Genomic DNA, 16,420 nt, shown 5'->3' with positions numbered 1-16,420 from the left:
CCTGGTCGGTATGATCAGAGCTTAGCGCCTGGTCCGAATTCTGGGGTCCACTTCAATGGCAAGCCCGCAGTTGATGAATCACTTGGTAGCGCAGCTTAGGTACCGGGTCTGAAGGCCGATAGGGAGCCCAAAAGCTCTCTAACACTGCGATATACAGACTTTTCTCATCGGCACTCGGTGGGGCTTGAGTGACGATCACTGGTTTCACCGGTTCTACGTCTTCATTCACGTAGCCCTCACCGTACTGTTTACGAAACCGTTGAACGATGGTTGTCTTTCCGTTGTTGGAGTCACCCACGAGCAAGAGGTTAGGCATACGAGGACGACTAGGCTTCTCCATCAGCCCACGCATGACCTCAATGACACGATTGGCCAATGGATACCCCAACCATCGCGGTTGATCCATAAACTCCATTCGCTCTCTAGCGGACAGCCCCAAGACATGACGAAGATCAGGATGAAGGTGTGTGCTCATGATATGTCCCAGTTCACATCGATATCACCCGATAAGAGACCATCTTCCTGAGTGGGTGACTCTTGGGGGGCCGCGGTTGAGGGCGCATGTAAAAGGGGATCTGCAGGCGTCACCTTCTTCTCATGCTCTTTACGTCGTTGTGCCTGACGGCGACTTCGCTTGGTACGTGCTTGCGACTCCTCCACATGAGTTCGCAGTTCACTAATAGCGCGTAGGATTTCAGACTCATTGACCGAACTCCTGCCTTCCTGGCGAAGGCGCGCTTTGGCCTGGGCATGCTCCCAAACACTCATCGAGGGGAGGGCGAGATTTGCAAAGGGCACGCGAAAATAGTGCCCGAGCTCCGGGTCTTTGAACCAAACGACGCTAATGTCACGAGGGTCACGCCGAAACACAAAGGTGCGTTTCTTGCTTGGCGTATCTGGATCTTTGGCATTGATCCATGGCCTTAGCGCCTCATCGTAATAGTTCATGCCATCGATGGTCACACCAAAGGTCTGGATCGTGCGCTGAAAGCTGGGCAAAAAATCGAGCAATACAGAAAGTCTATCAGCAGGCCGTGGCGCTAAGCCAACTCCCTGCACGTCAGCATTGCCAAACACACCGATTTCCCATTTCCGCACCGGTGACATACCAATTCCAGAATGAAGACGCTGGTGGTAAACCTTACAAATCAACGTCACCAGCCACTCTTCAAACTCGCTTTTCGTCATGGCCGCGTGCTTCTCTGGATCGTACCCCTCTTTCTCTTTAATGGAGGAGAAGGTCGTCCCAGGCAGGTTATGGATTTCTTTGAGAATAGAGCCCAGCACCCGCTCAATATGGCCACCATAACGAGGCTGCTTAACAGGCCGAAACTCAAGGTTGATCCCATAGGCTAGGCATGAGCGCCGAAACGTCTCTGAGCGAAAATCTGGGCCGTTATCGACATGAATCGTGGCGGGTGTGCCCCATACCGGCCACTCAGCCTCCACATTATGCAGTAGCAACCACTCATCTTTAGGAAGCATGGAGTGCGCCACACACATGCCGACAGATGTTTCAGAGGGCGGGTCAAACGACAAGTAATACCCCGTGACCACACGGGTAAACACGTCCATGGCCAACGTAATCCATGGGCGACCAATCGGCTTGCGATACACGTCATCGACCAAAATAATATCGGCAGGCGTGTGGTCAATCTGCATGACCGCTAGCGGATAGTCAGCATTGGGAAACTTCCCGGCTGCTGGCTGGAACTTGTTAATGGCTTTGTCTCTAAAACCATGGCCACGCAACCGGTCACGCTCTGGGATATCACGCAGACGAGCACGAACGGTACCAGGGCTCGGCGGGTCGATGCGCCGTTCATGGCAACGCCGCATCACTTCCTGTACCGCCTTTTGTGCGGACGGACGCTGCAGCGTCAAATACACCTCTTTGATGACTTCCTGAATCACTGCCTCGGCATGCGCGGGAATACGCGACTTTCCCTTCTTCCACCCTGGCTTTTGAGGAATCAATGCGAGCACCGAGCCCGTCGCTTTATACCGCTTTAACCAACGGTAAATCGTAGCCGTATCAACCCCCGTTTGTTTCGCACGCTCCTCCGCTGCATCCCGCCCCACCGTACGGCGATCCACCAAGGGCTTAATGATCGAAAAGCGATGCTCGGCCTCTTGCCAATCGGCATCCCCAATCTCGGATATATCCTGATCAGGGAGCACAGACCCGCTATTGAGAGGCGCTAGTTCTTTGATGCGAAGCGGGCAACTACGCCCGGACTCAACGGCAATGCCAATGACTGTCTCAAAATCAAGCACCTGGGAAATTCGGTAAACGGTGCCATCTTTCTGAACCTGCTCACCCACCATGATCTGCAAGTGTTGGCGTGTTTGAGCGACGCCGCTATTGGGCTCAGTTGTGTTGCCACGATGATTATTCATAATCGGGTACCCACACCTCTGATAGAGGACTGAAAGATTGAGCCATATCGCAATCTAGCTGTCGGGTCGCCAGCAGATGCCATAAATGCGCAATCCCCTCTGCCCGATAAATATCGCCCATGAAGTGCCGAGACAGCAGGTAATCCAAAGTCGCCACCCCCATCTCCCTCACGGTGTTGAGGACTGCCTGGCTTTCGACAGAAGGAAACACCATCCGCTTATAGCGCGCTAGGAAGGTAATGTTGTCCAAGGTCTTATCACGAATGCGGCTTTCATCATGAATGCGAAACGCCCAGCCCTCGTTGTTGGCATGCCGTATCGCCGCCTTCCATTTAGGCGACCATTCACGCCAATGTGCTTGCCACTTTTCCCGTGGTTTGACCTCCACCAGGAGAGGTTTTGGGTAATCCCTGTAATGACGGTTACCGAGACGGTAATACACCAAATAGTCAGGTGTGTAGGTGTAGCGCCTACCGGTCACGGGATGATGAAACGGGATCTCGCACGGCTGGGAAATCACACCAAGGACGCTCACATCAAAGTCAGCCTTGATGAGGAAATCACGTTCGAGCGTCGACTCGAACGCAATAGACTCCTCCCCGCGAAAGGCATAGTAGCCAGACACACTTCGTCGCGTAGGGCCGATTTTACGAACGGATGTAGGCAGTGGCATGGGCAGTCGCACCAAATGTTGAATAAAACAAGGCCTGTCGCATCAATTGCTATTAATTCTGTCGCACTCAATCCTGTACAGACTACCATAATAGCCCGATATTACGCGCTGAGGGTCGCATCAATTGCTGAAAATGACAGTGGGGCACCATCCGCGCCCACCAGGAAAACGACTTCCCGGGCCGCGAGATCGCACTGACCTTCACCAACCCGGACTTCGCCGCGCTGGTCACGGCCTACGGCGGCCTGGGTCAGGTGGTGGAGAAGGACGAGGACTTCGAGGAAAGCTTCAAGCGCGCCCTGGAATTCGCCGACCGCGAGCGTCTGCCGGCCCTGATCGAGCTGCGCTATGACCCGGACGGCATCGCCCCGGGCAAGCTGCTCAGCGGCATCCGTGAAGATGCCCTCACGCGCAACGCGGCCGAGTAAGTCACAGGGAGGCGCTCCTTCCCGCCTTCGGACGACCTTCCCGTCGCCCCAAGGCGGGAAGGTCGCCAGTCAGAACAGTTGAACCGTCAGAACAGTTGAACCATGCCGCCAGAGCGCGACGACAGGAGTCATACAACAACATGTCCACTACCACTACCCCTTCAGCTCCCTCTGCCAACACCGAACAGACCCAGCAGATTCTGGATAGCCTCGCCCTGCGCGTCGATGGCAAGCGCCTGTGGGACGCGCTGATGACATTGGCCGAGATCGGCGCGACGCCCAAGGGTGGCAACTGCCGTCTGGCCCTGACCGAAGAAGACCGCGCCGGCCGCGAGCTGGTCACCGGCTGGCTCGAGGCCGCGGGCCTGACACTGCGCGTCGACGAGATCGGCAACATCTTCGCCCGTCGTCCGGGCCGCAATGACAGCCTGCCGCCGGTCGCCACCGGCAGCCACATCGACACCCAGCCCACCGGCGGCAAGTTCGACGGTTGCTACGGCGTGCTGGCCGGCCTGGAAGTCATGCGCGTGCTGGATGAGCGCGGCATCGAGACCGAAGCCCCGCTGGAAGTGGTGATCTGGACCAACGAGGAAGGCAGCCGCTTCGTGCCGGTAATGATGGGGTCCGGCGTGCATGCGGGCTTGATCCCGCTCGAGAAGGCCCTGGCCGCCACCGACCGTGACGGCGACAGCGTTGCCGCGTCACTGGCGCGCACCGGCTATGCCGGCGACGTGCCGGTGGGCAGCCATGATTTCGGCGCCTATTTCGAGGCGCATATCGAGCAGGGCCCGGTGCTGGAACAGGAAGAGATCACCATCGGTGCCGTCACCGGCTCGCTGGGTCTGCACTGGTTCGACGTGGTGGTCAGCGGTCAGGAAGCCCACGCCGGCCCGACGCCGATGCCCTATCGCCGCGATGCGCTCAAGACCGCCTGCGCGCTGGTCAGCGATATCCTGACGCTGGCCGATGCCTACCAGCCCAACGGTCGCGTCACCTGTGGCGAATTCAATGTGCATCCCAACTCGCGCAACGTGATTCCGGGCCAGGTGCGCTTCAGCGTCGACCTGCGTCACCTGGAACCGGCAGTGCTCGCCGAGATGCACGACCAGCTCAAGGCGCTGTGCCTCAAGCATCACGCCGCCAACCAGAGCGACAAACAACGCGTGGACATCGAGCTGATCGAGGTCCAGCACATTCCGCCGACGCCATTCGCGCCGGAACTGATCGAGATGGTGCGCAGCGCAAGTCAGGAGCTGGAACTCAGCTACCGCGACATGGAAACCGGCGCCGGTCACGACGCCGTGCAGATCGCCGGCATCAATCCGGTGGCGATGATCTTCGTGCCCTGCGAAGACGGCATCAGCCACAACGAGAGCGAGAACGCCGAACCGTCCGATCTCGAGGATGGCGCCAACGTCCTGCTGCTGGCGATGCTCAAGCGTGCCGGCATCGTCAGCTCTGACACTGACGACGCCAATGCGACCCACAACACCGCGGAGAACGCCCAATGAGCACTGCCACATCCGCCCCGCTGACGCATGCCGACTGGCAGCAACGCGCCTCCGCGCTGACCTTCGAGACGCGTGCCTTCATTGATGGCGCCTATACCGAAAGCACCGGCTGCGACACCTTCCCGGCCTACAATCCGGCCACCGGCGAAGTGCTGGCGCATATCACCGCCTGCACCGAGCAGGATATCGACCGCGCCGTGATGGCCGCGCGTCGTGCCTTCGAATCCGGTGTCTGGTCGCGTCAGTCCCCCCAGGCCCGCAAGGCCGTGCTGCAACGCTTTGCCCAGCTGATCAGCGACAATGCCGAAGAACTGGCGCTGCTGCAGACGCTGGAAATGGGCAAGCCGATCGGCGACAGCCTGGGCTTTGATCTGGCGGAAACCGCACGCTCGGTGGCCTGGTACGCCGAGGCCATCGACAAACATTATGACGAGATCGCGCCCACCGGCGAGAACGTACACGCCACCATTACCCGTGAAGCACTGGGTGTGGTCGCGGCGGTGGTGCCGTGGAACTTCCCGCTGATGATCGCTTCCTGGAAGTTCGCGCCGGCACTGGCGCTGGGCAACAGCGTGGTGCTCAAGCCGGCCGAAGCCTCAAGCCTGAGTGCGTTGCGTCTGGCGGCACTGGCCGATGAAGCCGGCATTCCGGCGGGCGTGTTCAACGTCACGCCGGGCCTGGGCGCGGTGGCGGGTCAGGCGCTTGGCCTGCACATGGAAGTCGATGCGCTGGCCTTCACCGGCTCCACCGCGACCGGCAAGCGCTTCATGCGCTACGCCAGCGACTCCAACCTCAAGCGTGTGTGGCTGGAGTGTGGCGGCAAGTCGCCGCATATCGTGTTCGCCGACTGCCCGGACCTGGACATGGCCGCTCGCGCCGCCGCCGATGCCATCTTCATCAATCAGGGCGAAGTCTGCATCGCCGGTTCACGCCTGTATGTCGATGAGGCCATCTTCGATGACTTCATGCCGCGTCTGATCGCCTGCGCCCGCGCCATGCCGGCCGGTGACCCGCTCGACCCGGCCACACGCATGGGGGCGTTGGTCAGCGCGGACCACCACGAAAAGGTGCTCGGCTTCGTCGAGACCGCACTCTCGGAAGGCATGACGCTGCACCAGGGCGGCCAGGCAATCGCGCCCAGCGATGCCACCGCCGGCGGCTGGTATCTGGAGCCGACCATCGTGGAAGGCGGCCAGAACAGCACCGTGATGCGCGAGGAAATCTTTGGCCCGGTGCTCGGCGTGACCCGCTTCAGCGGCGAGGATGAGGCTATCGAGCTGGCCAATGACTCCATCTACGGACTGGGCGCTGGTCTGTGGACGCGTGATCTGGCGCGTGCCCATCGTGTCTCGCGACGTCTCAAGGCGGGTCTGGTATGGGTCAACTGCTACGCCGATGGCGATATCAGCGTGCCCTTCGGTGGCGTCAAGCAGTCCGGTTTCGGGCGCGACAAGTCACTGCACGCGCTGGACAAGTACTCCGACCTGAAGACCACCTGGATCAATCTCGCCTACTGAGGCCTGTGACGACCCTCCAACCCAAGGCACCGCTGTCATCCGATGTTGCAGGATGGCGGCGGTGCCGATGGTGGTAGTCGAGAAATGACGTTGGGAAGCGCTTGAGAAGAGTCTCGAGAAGGCGGTTGAGAAAAGGTGTCTGGAAACTGAGGTTCGGTCTAGACAGTCTCGCCCGTGCCCTCGCCCTCGCCCTCGCCCTCGCCGGAATCTGGCCTTTCAGCATCTGGATCAGCATGCACGGCGGCAAGCGGATCGCGACTGGCAGGCACGCCGTCGGCTGGGTGAGAGGCCGCGGCAGGCTGCATTTCCAGCCCGCGATGCAGACGCTCTTCCAGCGGCACCTTGGCCAACGCGTTGTGCATGAAGTTGACGAAGGTGGATTCCGCGGCACTGAAACGCGCCTCACGGTGCCACATCAGATGCAGGTCGATATCGGCCACGCCACCGTAAGGCGGCAGGGGCCACAACTGCCCTTCCTCGACTTCGCGACGCACGATGTGCTCGGGCATGCAGCCAATGCCCCAACCGGCCAGCACCATGCGGCGGATTTCCTGCAGGCTGCTGGACTGACCGATCACCGGACCCTGCACGCCTTCGCGAGCACGGAACATCGCCAGCGGTGACAGCACACCATCGAGCTGCTCGCTGCCAAAGGAGACATAGCGTTCATTGCGCAGCGCCTCCATCGGCAGGTTCTGCTGGCCGAACAACGGATGCATGCGACCACAGAAGTAGCGGTAATTCTGGCGCGCCAGCACCTGGGACATCAGCTGTTCAGGCGTCTGCTGGGCCAGACAGATACCCAAGGCCCCCTGGCGCTGCAGCAAGCCCTGCTGCACTTCGTGACTGGACATTTCCTGGATCGAGAAGGTGACCTGGGGGAAACAGCGGTGAAAGCGTGCGAACACGCTATCAAGGAAACGACATTCAATGCCGGTGATGAACAGGAGCGAGACATGTCCCGAAATCTCCGTATGACTATTGCCTACCTCAGAGGCGAGACGCGCCACATTGGCGTAGATCTCCACCGCCTCGCGATAGACCACCTGCCCCGCCCCGGTCACGCGAAAGCTGTGACTGTCACGTTCGATCAGACGCTGCCCCAGACGCTCTTCAAGACGCTTGAGTGACAGACTCACTGCTGGCTGCGACAGGTAGAGACGCGCCGCGGCCCGACTGACGCTTTCCTCCTGGACGATGACGATGAATGTTCTCAGCAGGTTCCAGTCCAGCGTGTCATGTATGGGTCGCATGGCGATTGTTCCTGTCCCGAAAGTGGCGCGACCGGCAAGAGCGCAATGAAACGCACTCTCGGCGGCACGCCAGATAGTAATAAAGTCAGCACCGCGTCACCAACGTCTGCCCTCGAGTGATATATTGCCCCTCGCTTCAGGCACGTATGACGATCAATACAATATCAATAAAGCGGAAAACACGACGATGTTCGATACCCGAGAAACCTTCATTCTCTCGATCATGATCATAGCATGTGGCGTATTTCTGATGGGGCTTTCGCTCTATTTCTTCCGCCGCATCAAGACCTATGATGATTACAATGTCGCAGGCCGTTCCACCTCGACCTTCCCGCTGATCTGTACGCTGATCGGTACCGCCGTCGGTGGTTCTACCCTGCTGGGCTTCGTCTCCAAGGGCTACACCTTCGGCATGGGCCAGCTGTGGCTGCCGGTGGGCATGACCTTCGCAGGCATTGCGCTGTACTTCTTCATCGGCAAGATCCACGCCGAAGGCGAGCGCCTCAACATGGTGACCCTGGCCGACTTTCTGGTCAGTCGCTTTGGCGAAGGCGTCAGGGTGCCGACCCTGCTCAGTATCCTGTGTGCCTACGCGGCCATCACCGGCATGCAGTTCGTGGCCGTGGCCACGGTGCTCAAGCTGGTGTTCGGCCTGGCATTGCCGGTGGGCATCCTGCTGACCTGGGCACTGCTGACCGCCAAGACATGGCTGGGCGGCCTGATGGCGGTCATCTGGTCAGACGCCATCCTGGGCACCCTGCAGACCCTGGGCATCTTCTTCCTGCTGGTCACCGTCTACTACGCCAGCGGCAGCTGGGAATTCATCAGCGCGGCACCGATGCCCGAAGGCAACCCTGACTTCCTGAGCCTGACCGGCATTTCCGGCCATGAACTGGCGGTCTACATGCTGACCATCGGCGCCTATCAGTTCGTGCGCCAGGACCTGTGGCAGCGCTTCTGGGCCGCGCGCAGCCTCAAGGCGGCACGCACCGGCTACGCCGTCGCCATCGTCTTCACGCTGCTGGTCGGCGGTGCCGTGGTCCTGATCGGCGCCTTCGCCAAGCTGGGACTGGATATCGCGGTCGCCAATCCGGACCTGTCCTTCTACGCCATCATCAAGGCCACCCTGCCGTTGCCGCTGATGGTCAGCATGGTCGTCGTGCTGCTGGCGACCATCATCTCGTGCGCGGATTCGTTCTTCATCGCCGGTGCGTCCTCCATCGCCAACGACATCATCAAGCCGCGCATGAAGGGCCGTGATGATGCCTTCATGCTGCGCATGAGCCGTCACTCGGTGGTCGCCATGTCCTTGATTTCGCTGGGCCTGGCGCTCTACGCGCCGCGTCTGCTCGATATCTGGATTCTCGGCAGCGCGATGCTGGTCTGCGGTGTGCTGGTGCCGACGGTGGTCGCGTTGTGCCGTCGCACGCCAGACCCGCGTGGCGGGGTGATCATGATGTGGGGCGGGCTGGCCACCGCCGTGCTGTGGCAGGTGCTGGGCCATCCCTTCGGCCTGCACCCGGTGATGATCGGCCTGCCGGTCTCGCTGGCGCTGATGCCGCTGGCCCTGCGCAAGCCGATCCTGAACCTCTCGATCGAGTCTGTGGCGCGCTGACTGGCCGAGCTGACTTGGCGCACTGACTAGCCGAGCTGACAGTTGTGCTCAGTGTGTATCAGGCAGTGAATGCACCACCCGAAAGCCCCCGTTGCCGATGCTCTCAAGAAGTCATCGGTAACGGGGGATTTCCTGTGTTCAAGCTCAGTCGCTCTGCTGACTTTCTTCTCGCCATTTTGCTGAGCTAACAGATAACTACAGGCAGCTTTTTCGCGACCTACCGCCCGCTATCCTTGCGACGACTTGCCTATCTTTTCTGTCATCAATCGGGCTATTTCCTATCGGAATCCCCGCATGTTGTCACGGTGCTATACACACATATTTTCTTACATAAATTTCGCAAATACTGCGTATTGAAATTTGAAAGCCCAAAAGGCTGATGATTCGTTGACCGCGAAGGGAGTGCCTCATAGATTGAAGGCGTACCATCACAACAAGAAGCAGGGACAGGTACCGCATGCATCTCGACGACGCAGCATCATGGTCACGAGTTGTCCCGCATGCACTGCCCCGCTCACAATAACGATAACGTGGATACTGCTATGAAAACCCTCAAGCCCGCTCTGCTGCTCCCGCTGCTCGCACTCCTCCCGGCCACCCAGTCCATGGCCACCGAATTGCGCATGCTGTCCAGTTACGACCAGACCACTGCCTACTCCCGCGAGATTGCCCAACGCTTCATCAAGGAAGTCGAAGCCAACAAGGCCGCCGACCTCACCATCAAGCTGACCGGCCCGGATGTGGTGCCGCCCTTCGAGCAGCTGCAGCCTGTCGCGGCCGGTGTCTTCCAGCTGCTGTATACCCACGCCGCTTACCACACCAACACCACCGGCGTCGGTGCCGCGATGGATGGCGTGGCGGTGAATCCGGAACAGACGCGTGAATCCGGCCTGTGGGACATGGTCGATGAGCACTACAACGGCCTGGGCCTCAAGCTGATCGCGATTCCGCCGCTGGGCAGCCACGGCTTCCAGTACGTGCTGAAGGAGCCGATCACCGGTACGCCGGGTCTGGATGGCCGTCGTCTGCGCGGCAGCCCCACCTATACCAACGTCACCAAGGGCCTGGGCGGTACGCCGGTGCTGATGTCCAGTGGCGATGTCTATTCCGCGATGGACCGTGGCGTGATCGACGGCGCGGCCTGGGGCCTGAATGGCGTCAAGGACATGGGCTGGCAGGAAGTCGCCGGCTACTACTCCAAGCCGACCTTCGGTCAGACCTACAACTTCGTGCTGATGAACCTGAACGCCTTCAACACCCTGTCGCCGGAACAGCAGCAAGTGCTGCTCGACGAAGGCCGTGAGCTGGAAACCGAGATCGTCCCGATCCTGGATGAGCTGGCAGTCGAAGAGTGGAAGGCGCTGGACGAAGCCGGCATGCAGCCTACCGAATTCGCACCGGAAGACGCCGAGCGTCTGGATGCCCTCGTCACCGACGGTATCTGGCAGCTGGGCATCGACAAGACCCCGGACACGGTGACCGCCATGCGTGAACTGGCGATCGAGAAGAACCTGACCACCGTCAGCGAGTAAGGAATCCACCATGCTAACCCTGCTTGCACGTGTGCATGACGGCGTGACGCGAGCAGGCTTCCTTCTGGGCGGTGTCACCTTGTGTGGCATCGTCCTGTGCTTCTGGCTGGAAGTCATCGCGCGCTACTTCTTCAACTCTCCCACCCTGTGGTCCGGCGCGATGGTGGCTTACCTGCTATGCCTCTCGATTTCGCTGGCAACGCCGGAACTGGCACGCACCCATGGCCATATCGCCATCACCGTGCTGCCGGAGCGCCTCGGCCCTGCCGCGCGCGCCTTCTATGATCGTCTCCTCGCCCTGGTGACCGGCGCCGTCTGCGCCGTGGCCGGTTGGATCTGCGTGCAGGAAAGCCTGCGTCAGTTCAATTACCACACCACCACCGCCATGGGCCTCGACATTCCCAAGTACTGGGTCTCCAGCTTCATCGCCTACGCGATGATCAGCGCCGCTCTGTACTTCCTGCGCCACGCCTTTAGCCGCGCGACGCCCCCGGCTACCGCCGCCAGAAAAGGACCCTGAGTCATGGAATGGTATACCTCTCTGGGCCTGGCCATCGCCTTGCTGATGGGCCTGTTCGCCCTCGGCATTCCCGTCTTCGCCGCCTTCCTGACCATCAACGTGCTCGGCACGCTGTGGTTGATGGGCACCGCCGGTTTCGGCATGTTCGCCAACAGTGTCTACGACAGCATGACCTCGGAGACGCTGACCACCATCGCGCTGTTCGTGCTGATGGGGGAGCTGCTGTTCCGCTCCGGCTCCATCGATGTGATCTTCGACTCGCTGGATGCCCTGATGGGCCGCATGAAGGGTCGCCTCTACTTCTTCGTCGTCGCCCTGTCGACGCTGTTCGGCGCCCTGTCAGGCTCGGCGCTGGCCGTGACCGCCATGCTCAGCCGCTCGGCGCTGCCGACCATGCAGGAGCGCGGCTATGACGACAGGCTCTCCATCGGCCTGATTCTCGGTGGCGCGAGTCTCGCACCGATCATCCCGCCGAGCCTGTTGGTGATCATCATCGGCTCGATGGTGGATGTCTCCATCGCACGGCTTCTGATCGCGGGTATCCTGCCCGGCATCCTGCTGGCCGCGTTGTTCATCCTCTATGTGAAGGTACGCATCACGCTGGACCCGCGTCGCGCGCCACCCGTCGATGAAAGCGGTGGCGGTACGGCCCAGGAAAAGCGCCGCGCCGTGATCAACATGCTGCCGTTCACCATCATCATCTTCGCCGTGCTCGGCCTGATTCTGCTCGGCATCGCCACGCCGTCCGAATCCGCCGCCACCGGCGTGCTGGGCTCGCTGGTGGTCGCGGCCTACTATCGCAAGTTCTCATTCAAGATGGCCGGCGAGGCGGTGATGTCCTCGCTCAAGGTCAGCACCATGATCATCCTGATCCTGGCGTGCTCGAAGCTGTTCTCGCAGCTGTTGAGCTTCACCGGCGCCACCAGCGGTCTGGTGAGCAGCGTGACCGGGCTGGACCTCGACCCGGTGTGGATGCTGCTGATCCTGATGCTGATTCCGCTGATCGCCTGCATGTTCATCGATCAGATCGCCTTCATGATGGTGGTCATTCCCATCTACGCCCCGCTGGTCAAGCTGTATGGCTTTGATCCGGTGTGGTTCTGGACACTGTTTTTGATCAACATCTCGGTGGGCAGTCTGACCCCGCCCTTCGGCTACAACCTGTTTGCGGTGAAAGGCGCGGCCCCGGCGACGCCGATGCAGACCATCTACGCCGCGGCCTGGCCGATCGTCATCTGCTTCCTGTTCGCGATGCTGATGCTCTACTGGGCCCCGTGGCTGACGACCTTCCTGCCCAGCCTGATCTGACCGACCACGACGAGAGACTTCCATGTACCAACTCAATGACATGCCAGCGCAGGTCGCGCCTGAACGGCTGGAACAGCTCCGCCAGTGCGAGACGGCCACCATCGGCCACTTCCACACCCACGGCTTCGTCGAACCGGCGATTGCCAGCATGCTGCCCGAGGTGCGCATCGCCGGTACCGCCGTCACCGTCTCGCTGCCGCCGGAAGATGGCACCCTGCTCAACCACCTGATGCGCCTGGTGCGTCCGGGCGATGTGCTGATCGTGCATCGCCAGGGCGATCGCCACCGCGCCTGCTGGGGCGGCGTGATGACGGAAGTCGCCTCGCGCCTCGGCGTGGCAGGTGTGGTGATCGACGGCATGGCCACCGATGCGCTGACCATTCGCGACAAGCAGTTCCCGGTCTGGAGTCGCGGCGTCGCCTCGCTGACCACCCGCTTCGCCGGGATCGGGGGCGCGCTCAATGTGCCGGTCAGCATCGGCGGTGTCGTCGTCAATCCGGGCGATGCCATCCTCGCCGATGAAAGCGGCGTCATCGTCATGGCGCCCGAGGAAGTCTCGGCCATCGCAAGCCACGCCATCGAGGTGCAAGAAGCCGAAGAAGTGCTGCTGGCGAAGATCGCCGACGGCGCCTGCCTGCCGGACCTCACCGGCGCAAGCCAACTGATCGAGGAAGTGAATGCACGCGGTTGATTGCCTCGCTTGATGCGCTTGCGAGACGCTGAAACCAAAAAAGGCCACCAGATTGCTCTGGTGGCCTTTTGGGTTCTGACACGGTCAGTCCGACGCGGGCTGAGGGCTGCCCATCACTGATGGGTGATCACCGCCTCACAGCTGACCGGAAAATTCAGCGAATTGGCGATGAAGCACAGCGCATGCGCTCGATGGTGCAGCTCATGGGCGAGCGCGATATCGTCACCGGCGGCCAGCGTGATCTCGGGGCGCAGCACGATGGAGGTGAAGCGTCCCGCCTCGCCCTGGTTCTCTGTCTGATTCTTGCCATCAGCGGCGGGTGTGCCTTCCTGCATCGTGCCCTCGGCTTGGTCGTGATAGGTCATGACACGAATGCCGGCCTCAGCACACAGATGCAGATACCACAGCTTATGGCAGGCGGAGACGGAGGCCACCAGCATATCTTCCGGATTCCAGCGGGTAGCGTCGCCCCGAAAGGCAGGGTCGGCGGAGCCTTCCAAGCTCGGCTTGCCACTGACACGGGCCATAAAATCGCGCCCATAGGCGGTGTAATGGCGGGTGCCATCCCCGCGATTGCCAGTCCACTCAAGGTCAACTAAGTACTGGTGTCGTCTTGGCATCGTTGTCTGCTGCTCTCTCACAAGGGAAACCGTGTGCGCCGCATGACGCGCAGCCTGATACTTCTGACTGATTAGGCATCTGAACCGTGCCAGCACACGAGAAGTCATCGTAAGCCGATGATAGGATTGAATTGATCGCACTCTGACAGGATGTCACGCATGGCGTTTGCCGTAACACGCTCCTTTGGGGCAATTCCCGGGCTGGCCGTCGCCACCCTGACGCTCGGACTGGGCCTGAGCTTATGTCTCATCACCCTCGGTGCCTCGGCACGCGCCGAAGCCGCACAGTTTCGCTCCTCGCCCCAGGTCATCAATACCCTAAGCAGCACCTACGGCTTCGTCATCGCCCAGGACATCACGCTGTCACGCATCGCCGACGAGTATCCCGGCCTCGCGCCTGATGCGGAACTGGCCTCCGCCTACTTCAAGAATGCCTTCCCGAATATCACCCATCGTCTGGCGGAAAACCTCGCCACCTTGATGGGCAAGGACCACGCGCGCGAAGTACTGGATGACATTCGCCGTCAGATAAAAAAGGAACTGGATTCGCAGCTGACTACCGACAAGCTGACCAGCGACTTCGCGGCCCGCTTCATCGAGGCCATTCATCTGCGCGCCCAGGGGGAATACCTGCCCTCGCCGTTCAAGGAATTTTTGCTGGCGACCAAGTATCAGATCGAGCCGGTATATGAGCTCTACGACGGCTATTTCCAGGAATTCCACACCAAGGGCCACGCCAAGTCACAGGGCATCAACCTGGCACTGCACCTGCCTGCCTCGTGGTCTGCCGCCGAGGGACGCCTGCCGCATATCGTGCAGAAATGGCAGAGTCAGGCGGGTACCGGCACCGACATGATCATCCTCGAGATCTATGATCTGCATGGCGACACCGTCAGCGACGCGCAGCTCAAGGTAATGGCCGCCACGGACCAACTGGCGCAATGGGCGCCCATCAACAGCCAGATGCTCGACTCCGGCCTGACCCGAGTAAATCACCGTCAGGTCTACTGGTTCGATATCGCCATGACACAACGACACCAGGGCATGCCCATCACCTCGCAGACCCGCGAATACGGCCTCTTCCTCGACGACAAGCTTATCCGCCTGCACTGCACCAGCTACCACCCCGCCGCCGACGGCACCACCTACGCCAAAGCCAAAACAGACCTCACCGTCGATGACGGCTTCAGCGAGATCAAGCCGTTGTGTGAAGGGGTGATGGGGAGTCTGGTGGTGATGGATTCAAACTAAAAAAACTAACATTTCAGTTACTTAAACAATCAACGACCCACAACCATAACAACTCCACTAAGACATTATTACCTTTTAAAATATAAAAATATATATAGAACTAACATTCTAACCAAGCACCTCCTCTTTTATTAGTTTTACGCAATAAAACTACTTAGTTCATTATACCGAAAAATAACAATCATGATTGGCAAAACATAACAACATCACCAGTAGAACTATAAGAACCGTATAGGATCACTCCAATCCAAGGCTCATTAATCAAACCAGTTACTTAAAATCTACAAAGCCAAAAGTCAGCAATTTTTTTCACTAGCAAAATATAACTTAACTTTTTGTCTGGACTCTTTTCTCTATCATAGTCATTAATGCGCTATTATGCATCCAGCCTATATCCTTTTTAAAAACCTCAAAACTAAAACCATCTTCAATTTGGGATAGATAAGAGTCTAGCCAATCATAGTAAACCCAGCCTTTACGCGTGAGTAAGGCGAACATCTTGAATTTTATGTCTATTTCTAACTCAATCTTATAAGCGTCTATCGATAGTATGTTCTCGTTCATGTACAGTTCTGGAAACCGATCAGGTAGTGTTGTATTAACTCCAGAAAAAACTGACTTTATTCTCATTTCAAACCTAGGTGTTTTTACCACTAAATTATTATCCCCACATCTTTCAACCTTGCTTTTCTTTGGGAGTACAAGTTCAAATCTGTCGTATATAGTATTATTTTTACCGTAACAGTAAACAATTTCATTATTACGCTTTAGCGATAACTGTCCAGGTGCTTTATTCATAAAGCTCTCTCTTTCGCTCATAGATTTCGAAAACATTTCTAAATAAATATTACCTAGAAGAATATTCGGCACATCAGTTCTATTAAACGCCTGCAACTCACTCTGAGAGAACCGATGATCATTAAAATGTGAAGAGAGAGTCAAACTCAGCCTCTCAATAGCAAAGTATTCAATAGCCTGCTCCACAATAAAATTAGAGCTGCTTGGGTATAGTACATTCCTCTCACCTGAGTCTTTCCTAATTAAACCTAAGGAAGCGATGATCAATTCGGTTCTGCGCGGTTTAAGCGCTCAGACTGGTGC

15 protein-coding genes are annotated in these 16,420 nt (G+C 58.8%); 9 read left to right on the top strand and 6 right to left on the bottom strand.

The features are described 5' to 3' along the window. Positions 1–52 precede the first annotated feature (52 nt). Genes QD208_RS16975 through QD208_RS16965 form a run of 3 tightly spaced genes read right to left on the bottom strand, consistent with a single transcriptional unit; the run spans position 53 to position 3,025 of the window. Entirely contained in the window at positions 53–475 is a 423-nt protein-coding gene (locus QD208_RS16975; protein WP_279837578.1) for a TniB family NTP-binding protein, read from the bottom strand. Then, positions 472–2,400, bottom strand: coding sequence for a Mu transposase C-terminal domain-containing protein (locus tag QD208_RS16970; RefSeq protein WP_175088988.1), 1,929 nt, complete (start codon positions 2,398–2,400; stop codon positions 472–474). The genes QD208_RS16975 and QD208_RS16970 overlap by 4 nt, the downstream gene beginning before the upstream one ends. Continuing rightward, complete coding sequence (locus tag QD208_RS16965) at positions 2,393–3,025, bottom strand: TnsA endonuclease N-terminal domain-containing protein (RefSeq protein WP_225347472.1); 633 nt, start codon at positions 3,023–3,025, stop codon at positions 2,393–2,395. Before QD208_RS16965 ends, QD208_RS16970 begins: the two co-directional genes overlap by 8 nt. 197 nt (positions 3,026–3,222) lie before the next feature. On the opposite strand from QD208_RS16965, the gene QD208_RS16960 reads away from it, so the two are divergent. From QD208_RS16960 to QD208_RS16950, 3 genes are all read left to right on the top strand, one after another. Then, on the top strand, positions 3,223–3,501 hold the full coding sequence (locus QD208_RS16960; protein ID WP_347882014.1) for a thiamine pyrophosphate-dependent enzyme: 279 nt from the start codon (positions 3,223–3,225) through the stop codon (positions 3,499–3,501). A gap of 140 nt (positions 3,502–3,641) precedes the next feature. Then, complete coding sequence (locus tag QD208_RS16955; RefSeq protein ID WP_279837577.1) at positions 3,642–5,012, top strand: Zn-dependent hydrolase; 1,371 nt, start codon at positions 3,642–3,644, stop codon at positions 5,010–5,012. Further along, the gene (locus QD208_RS16950; protein WP_279837575.1) at positions 5,009–6,529 is read left to right on the top strand and encodes an aldehyde dehydrogenase; all 1,521 of its coding nucleotides are present in this window, start codon (positions 5,009–5,011) and stop codon (positions 6,527–6,529) included. The genes QD208_RS16955 and QD208_RS16950 overlap by 4 nt, the downstream gene beginning before the upstream one ends. A 158-nt stretch (positions 6,530–6,687) precedes the next feature. Here QD208_RS16950 and QD208_RS16945 read toward each other — a convergent pair whose 3' ends face one another. Continuing rightward, positions 6,688–7,782 (bottom strand): LysR family transcriptional regulator, encoded by a 1,095-nt coding sequence (locus QD208_RS16945; RefSeq protein WP_279837573.1) that lies wholly within the window; start codon positions 7,780–7,782, stop codon positions 6,688–6,690. Positions 7,783–7,969: 187 nt separating this feature from the next. Here QD208_RS16945 and QD208_RS16940 point away from each other — a divergent pair, with 187 nt between their 5' ends. The 5 genes from QD208_RS16940 (at position 7,970) to QD208_RS16920 (ending at position 13,448) form a co-directional block, all read left to right on the top strand. Continuing rightward, a complete protein-coding gene (locus QD208_RS16940; RefSeq protein ID WP_279837571.1) occupies positions 7,970–9,397 on the top strand; it encodes a sodium:solute symporter family protein in 1,428 nt (475 codons plus the stop codon). A gap of 542 nt (positions 9,398–9,939) precedes the next feature. Further along, a complete protein-coding gene (gene dctP / locus QD208_RS16935) occupies positions 9,940–10,929 on the top strand; it encodes a TRAP transporter substrate-binding protein DctP (RefSeq protein WP_043334967.1) in 990 nt (329 codons plus the stop codon). Between the two features lie 10 nt (positions 10,930–10,939). Then, positions 10,940–11,449 carry a TRAP transporter small permease subunit gene (locus QD208_RS16930; RefSeq protein ID WP_279837568.1) on the top strand — a complete coding sequence of 170 codons (510 nt, stop codon included), beginning with the start codon at positions 10,940–10,942 and terminating at the stop codon, positions 11,447–11,449. A gap of 3 nt (positions 11,450–11,452) precedes the next feature. After that, a complete protein-coding gene (locus QD208_RS16925; protein ID WP_054556964.1) occupies positions 11,453–12,757 on the top strand; it encodes a TRAP transporter large permease subunit in 1,305 nt (434 codons plus the stop codon). 22 nt (positions 12,758–12,779) lie between these two features. After that, complete coding sequence (locus QD208_RS16920; protein ID WP_279837567.1) at positions 12,780–13,448, top strand: RraA family protein; 669 nt, start codon at positions 12,780–12,782, stop codon at positions 13,446–13,448. Positions 13,449–13,561: 113 nt separating this feature from the next. Here QD208_RS16920 and QD208_RS16915 read toward each other — a convergent pair whose 3' ends face one another. Continuing rightward, positions 13,562–14,068, bottom strand: coding sequence for an OsmC family protein (locus tag QD208_RS16915; RefSeq protein WP_279837565.1), 507 nt, complete (start codon positions 14,066–14,068; stop codon positions 13,562–13,564). A 159-nt stretch (positions 14,069–14,227) separates the two neighbouring features. Between QD208_RS16915 and QD208_RS16910 the strand changes: the two genes are divergently transcribed. Then, positions 14,228–15,319: a hypothetical protein gene (locus tag QD208_RS16910; protein ID WP_279837564.1), complete on the top strand. Its 1,092-nt coding sequence runs from the start codon at positions 14,228–14,230 to the stop codon at positions 15,317–15,319. Between the two features lie 327 nt (positions 15,320–15,646). Here QD208_RS16910 and QD208_RS16905 read toward each other — a convergent pair whose 3' ends face one another. Next, on the bottom strand, positions 15,647–16,384 hold the full coding sequence (locus QD208_RS16905; protein WP_279837563.1) for a hypothetical protein: 738 nt from the start codon (positions 16,382–16,384) through the stop codon (positions 15,647–15,649). Between the last annotated feature and the right edge of the window lie 36 nt (positions 16,385–16,420).

Source organism: Cobetia sp. 29-18-1 (assembly GCF_029846405.1).
Taxonomy (GTDB): Bacteria; Pseudomonadota; Gammaproteobacteria; order Pseudomonadales; family Halomonadaceae; genus Cobetia; species Cobetia amphilecti.
The sequence above is the reverse complement of the archived record's forward strand: the minus strand, read 5'-3'. Positions and strand labels throughout refer to the sequence as shown.